General features: G+C 41.9%; 7 protein-coding genes. 2 read left to right on the plus strand and 5 right to left on the minus strand.

The features are described from left to right. Positions 1 to 279 precede the first annotated feature (279 nt). From P8O70_05925 to P8O70_05940, 4 genes are all read right to left on the minus strand, one after another. Positions 280 to 801 carry a DUF3015 family protein gene (locus P8O70_05925; protein MDG2196414.1) on the minus strand — a complete coding sequence of 174 codons (522 nt, stop codon included), beginning with the start codon at positions 799 to 801 and terminating at the stop codon, positions 280 to 282. A 219-nt stretch (positions 802 to 1020) separates the two neighbouring features. Then, complete coding sequence (locus P8O70_05930) at positions 1021 to 2391, minus strand: PQQ-dependent sugar dehydrogenase (protein MDG2196415.1); 1371 nt, start codon at positions 2389 to 2391, stop codon at positions 1021 to 1023. A gap of 132 nt (positions 2392 to 2523) precedes the next feature. After that, positions 2524 to 2814 carry a putative quinol monooxygenase gene (locus P8O70_05935; GenBank protein ID MDG2196416.1) on the minus strand — a complete coding sequence of 97 codons (291 nt, stop codon included), beginning with the start codon at positions 2812 to 2814 and terminating at the stop codon, positions 2524 to 2526. A gap of 264 nt (positions 2815 to 3078) precedes the next feature. Then, positions 3079 to 3240: a hypothetical protein gene (locus tag P8O70_05940; GenBank protein ID MDG2196417.1), complete on the minus strand. Its 162-nt coding sequence runs from the start codon at positions 3238 to 3240 to the stop codon at positions 3079 to 3081. Between the two features lie 314 nt (positions 3241 to 3554). On the opposite strand from P8O70_05940, the gene P8O70_05945 reads away from it, so the two are divergent. Together P8O70_05945 and P8O70_05950 are read left to right on the plus strand one after the other, a co-directional pair. Then, positions 3555 to 3695 (plus strand): hypothetical protein, encoded by a 141-nt coding sequence (locus P8O70_05945; GenBank protein ID MDG2196418.1) that lies wholly within the window; start codon positions 3555 to 3557, stop codon positions 3693 to 3695. An 11-nt stretch (positions 3696 to 3706) separates the two neighbouring features. Then, on the plus strand, positions 3707 to 3841 hold the full coding sequence (locus P8O70_05950; GenBank protein ID MDG2196419.1) for a hypothetical protein: 135 nt from the start codon (positions 3707 to 3709) through the stop codon (positions 3839 to 3841). A gap of 48 nt (positions 3842 to 3889) precedes the next feature. Here the strand turns inward: P8O70_05950 and P8O70_05955 are convergent, their stop codons facing one another. Beyond that, a complete protein-coding gene (locus P8O70_05955; GenBank protein ID MDG2196420.1) occupies positions 3890 to 4441 on the minus strand; it encodes a DUF924 domain-containing protein in 552 nt (183 codons plus the stop codon). Positions 4442 to 5119: the final 678 nt, after the last annotated feature.

The following is a 5119-nucleotide window of genomic DNA, read 5'->3' on the forward strand; positions in this document are numbered from 1 at the left end:
CTACACCTGCTAAAGTTTCTAAATTTGAACTTGCTTCTCATCTTATTTCGTCAAAATCGATCGGCCATATGAAGGTTTCAGTGGTGTTATTCTGATGAAACAATACGCTCACTGATTGTGGCTGTAAACAGAGAGTTGCTGAGGATATTCTTCGGGAAGTCATCCAGACCAAAGTCTAACCATGGAGTTTAACTGCTACCAAGACACTTTCCTAACCTAGAATTGGGGGCATTACAGGCAGCACTTGATTAGCCAGTGGATATGATTGGCAAGGGGTGGTTAAGAACTCTCGAGGCAGGTTTGCAACTGCTCTTCAGAATTTAGCACGTTAAAGAGGTTCTCAATCGAGCCATCATATTCATTTGCTGCAAAGACGTACTGATGGTTCTGATGCATCACTCGCTCAAAAGTTGAGTATTTATCAGTGGGACACCCTGTCAATGAAGCAAGGGCTTCAAGATGAGTGCCTGAACCTTGGGCACTTTCCTCCGCAATTTCCTCATAGCTTTCGTTAAAGAACTTCTCGATGTTTGCACTCTTCCAGTCACAGTTCGTGGTGATGATGGTAAAGTCTGTGGTGGCGTAGGAACTAGCTGTCGTATGGTCGGAAGAGGTTTTTGTTAATTCAGTAGAAATTTCGAAAATAGTGGTGGGTGGTGTCGGATTGACCCCTACCCGATTTTGCTTGTGTCCAACGGTCCATGCTCCTGCCCAAATTCCTAGATGACAGGCAAATAGCGTGCTGGAACTGATCAGCAAAAAAATTATCGAGATCGTAAACGCAGTGATGGTTGTTCGCATATCCCCCCAGATTTTGCGATTAGAATGGAAGTAAATTGATCTGGGGGAATGCACCGAATATTCCTGCATTTAAAACTTGCTGTAAGCCACGAGCTTAACTAGAAATCAAAAAGCTCTAGTTTCAGTCGTTGAAGTGTTTTCTGAAATGATCTTTTGATGAGTCTAAGATCCAAATTTGTAGGAAATTACAGGTTTCTTGCAGAGGTATTCACTTATCGTTCAGTGAGTATCTTGGTAACGAAACTGAAGAATCGTTCCAGGATGATGAAGGTCTTTCGTACTCCCTCCTTGACTCGCTTTGGTCAGTCCCTCGCTGTCTGTGATGAGATAGAAAGTTTTGCCATCAGGATGGATTGCTATGTCTCTGTAGCGATTTTGTGTCCGAAATAACGACTCTGGACTCTCTTCAATTCGAGAACGGGAGTTATCCAACTTGAGTCTGTAAAGTTGCCCATGCTTGAGACTCACGACCAACAGAGATGAAGACCAATTGGGAATATTGTCTGACCCATAGGTTTCCAAACTTGAAGTGGCTATAGTGGGCCAACAAATGAACTCGTGCCTACAGGATTGCTGTCTAAAATTATGATCATTAGGAACTGTGAAGAAGGTTTGTAAGGGTTCTTTAAAGTTGTAATGATACCAATCGGATTCTAAGTTGGTTTGAATTGACTTCGGACAGAAGTAATCACTAAATTTCAGAGCTTCACAGGAGGGATGAGTTGACCAGTTACAGTAGGTATAAGCCTGGTTATCTTGTTTACCTGCGATATGCGGCCAGCCATAATTCATTCCTGCTTCAATTCGGTTTAACTCGTCATCCGACTTGGGTCCATGCTCACTGGAGAAAAGATCACCATTCTTACTGAAAGCTAATCCCTGGGCATTGCGATGCCCATAAGAATATATGTGACTTTGTACCCTCGAAATGAGCGGGTTGTCGATTGGAACACTACCATCAAGATTGATTCGGAGGATCTTTCCCTTGTAGGCGGACCAATCTTGCTGCTGGATTTCTTCGGAGGTGGGTATTCTTTGTGATTCAATCGGTTTGCACTTGTTCCCAAATTGATTAGAACCCATATCCCCGATGGTCAGGTAAATCTTCTTGTCAGGACCTACCTTAAGCCGACCAGAAATGTGGTCGTTGCTGGAAGGTAAGTTCTCCAGCAAAATTATGGGATCCACAAATTGCCCAAGATCATTCAGATTTTCATATCTGTAGCGTACTAGTTTTTGGAAGGGTCTGTCCCCTGATTGGTAGGTATATGTCAAATAGACCCAATCCTCATTGACTCCCTTGCCAAGATTGGGGTGATGGTCCATTCCTAGGAGGCCAGCCTGTCCAACGAAGGGATAGACGTCCTCAATTTTCAACAACTTCCGTTTGACACCACTTTGAGGGTCCACCTCAGAAACTTCTCCCTTGCTCCGTTCTGTGATCCATAGTTTACCGTTGGGAGCATAGAGTATTTCCCAAGGGTCTTTCAATAGACCAACAGGTCCAACCTGAGATCGTTGGAAGGCATCAGTTGAAGCCAGAACAACTGTGGAGGGAATTACCCAAATCAATACTATCCTTGTCAGCATTGACACTAACTGCTTAATGCACTTCAAGTCTAGGTTCCTCGAAAAAATTACGGAAGATCTTTGGGGCATTATTCAACCCTGAGCAAAATTTCAAATCCACGAATAGAATCTGGAGCGAATCATTTGCCGTTGTTAGATCAAGTGAGTCATCTCATGAATTTTGGCTTCCATCACACAACCTTCGATGGATTTCCGATAAACGGCCATGTGCTCGGCATTCATGTGTGCCTGCCAGGTTTCATAAGAAGTCCAGTTCTCATAGATCATTAAGTAGGCAGGATTCTTGTTATCTTGATGTAGATCGTACTGCAAGCAACCTTCTTCAGCGCGGGTGACTGGAAACATCTTAGCCAATTCAGTTTTGACAAAATCAATTTTTTCTGGGTGTAGGGTAATGTGGGCAACGATAGTCAACTTGGACATTGAAGAACTCAGCTAATCAGATTATGAAAAATGATCTTAGAGAAGCGTGTCATTCAAGAAGAGCGGTGCATTCTTCTCTAAAAGAAATGAACTACGCCAGATTTCATTAAAATGAGTTCAAGAAGCAAGCAAAGACTTCCTCTGATTGCAGAGATGATTGGTGAAAGTTTGTGTTTAGGCAGGAGGGTTAGCTTGAGATTTCAGGCCTTCACAGCAGACTTTGAAATCTCAAGGTTCGGTGAGTGTTGTGTTAAAAAAATAAATTCAAACCTCCTTGGATGAGGTCTGTTCCGATTCCTGATGTTTGAAATAAAGGATGCTCAATTCTTTACCCAAGTGGGGATTATCTCGAAGCTGTTCTGAGTCGTCTTCGAAAGTGAATGAATCATGATCATGAATGCTGTTTAGGTAGTCTTGCTGTGACATTGTTTGCCTCGACAAATTTGACTGAAGAAATCGTTTCTGATGAAGTTTCAACAAAAACATGATGTCACATTTATAAAACATTCCTAAATATTTTGGAGGAGATTGGGGGGATGTTGGCAAGAATCAGCCTAAAATCTCGTCCAAGCTTCAAAATTAGGAGCAAAAGTATGATATAATCAGGTCAAATTCTGTTGATCAATGAGCTTTGAATGAACTTCTTGTTTTCTTCCTAACTCATCTAAAACTTATCTGCTCAGATCCAATCAATTAAACAATTTGTTCAAAATGATATTCCCCTGTAGGAGAAAATGAAGATGAAAACTCTGATTCTATTGAGTCAGTTTTCAGTCCTGCTACTGATCAATTATTTGCTGGAAAGTCCGATATTTGCCTACAAACAGTATGACTTGGATCTACTTGCCAAAAAACTGTGGACTTTCGGGGAGGACAGTTAACAGGAGCCAAATTGGATGATGCCAATCTTAGTGGAGCTTACTTCAGAGGAACCAACATCGACCTTGCGAGCCAAGCTTGGAATGTCAAATTCTGCAAGACTGTGATACTTGATGGAGAAATCAACAACCGTAATTGTGAACAGTGATTTTCTTTTCAAATAAACTGGTAGGCCCCTGAACTCCAACTGGCATTCTTAAAATGAGGATCCAGGTTGTTTGAGGAATTCGATTTCTTCCTCAGTTGATACGCGCCCCAACATTTGATTGCGGTGAGGAAATCGTCCAAACCTCTGAATAATGTCTCGATGCCTGATGGCATATTCATAAATGCGCTCGCTGGTGAATTCCTTGAACAGTGGTAGAGACTGATCCTGAATGGCGATATTTTCACTGTGCATCATCGGCATCAACATGAACTGACGATAAGTGGGATTATCATGCTCTAGGTATCCCTTGTCATTACAGGCAAGACTCAATTTTAGGGCCTTTCCATCTCCTGAAAAAGCTTTGGGCGTATTTCGGAAAATGTTTCTGGTGAACTGGTCCAACATTAGGATTACCGCAAGACATCCATTCAAATCAGTTTGCCATGCTTCCATCTCTCCCCTCAGCGCTGAAGAAACTGTGGTTTCAAAACGTCTGAAAATTAACACATCAAAATCAGCATCCTTCTTGTACCATTGTTCGGGAGTACACTCTTTGAACCAGAAATTTAGGACCTCGTCAGCGATGGTTGTCTTACACATGTTTCGCCATGCTTTACAATTAATTGATTGGATCAACTTATTCAGGTGGAATTTGTTGATAGAAAATTTTGATCAAACTATCGCTAGTGATCCTTGGTAGCTTGATTCAAATATAGTTGCTAGTAGGTTCTACTGTTCGAGCCTAAAATTACAGAAGCATTTAGCTTGGTACTGAACTTAAGTTTGATGAAATTATAACGCCAATCTCCTAAGGATATGAAATTCATAGTCATTATTCTCATCTTCGTGGTTCTGGGGTATATTCTTGTCAAAGAATTATAGTCCCGACTTTGTTTGTTGAGCTGAGTCCTCCAATAAAGAAGCAATGTTTTATCCGCTAATTTGGATCGCCCTGCACACACCTGTTTTGCTATTTCTTGGATATAAGTGGTTTTGGTTGAAGGACGAACGAGCAGAGCTCAGGAGCAGGTGGCCTGAAGTCATGCAGCTACTGATTCGGATCAATATTGGGTTCGGGTTGATTGTGCTTGCAGATCTTCTCATCACTGAAATCCTGACTCCCATACTCTTATCCTAAATGGATTCCGAAAAGGCAAACGAAGGAAAGTATCTTCAATAGAGGGTGATGAGTGACATCTGCGTGGAACTGTCAGGGACCCTGCTGAACTTTCGAGTTGGATGCATCATCCTTTCGGAAAAACAGATTTTGCTATGTTG

The sequence above is a fragment of the SAR324 cluster bacterium genome, from assembly GCA_029245725.1.
Lineage (GTDB): Bacteria > SAR324 > SAR324 > SAR324 > NAC60-12 > JCVI-SCAAA005.

What these genes read in the sequence shown, in the direction of transcription:
- P8O70_05945 (MDG2196418.1), top strand. Translation starts at nt 3,555, where the DNA reads ATGAAAACTCTGATTCTATTGAGTCAGTTTTCAGTCCTGCTACTGATC.
- P8O70_05955 (MDG2196420.1), bottom strand. Translation starts at nt 4,441, where the DNA reads ATGTGTAAGACAACCATCGCTGACGAGGTCCTAAATTTCTGGTTCAAA.
- P8O70_05930 (MDG2196415.1), bottom strand. Translation starts at nt 2,391, where the DNA reads ATGCTGACAAGGATAGTATTGATTTGGGTAATTCCCTCCACAGTTGTT.
- P8O70_05940 (MDG2196417.1), bottom strand. Translation starts at nt 3,240, where the DNA reads ATGTCACAGCAAGACTACCTAAACAGCATTCATGATCATGATTCATTC.
- P8O70_05925 (MDG2196414.1), bottom strand. Translation starts at nt 801, where the DNA reads ATGCGAACAACCATCACTGCGTTTACGATCTCGATAATTTTTTTGCTG.
- P8O70_05935 (MDG2196416.1), bottom strand. Translation starts at nt 2,814, where the DNA reads ATGTCCAAGTTGACTATCGTTGCCCACATTACCCTACACCCAGAAAAA.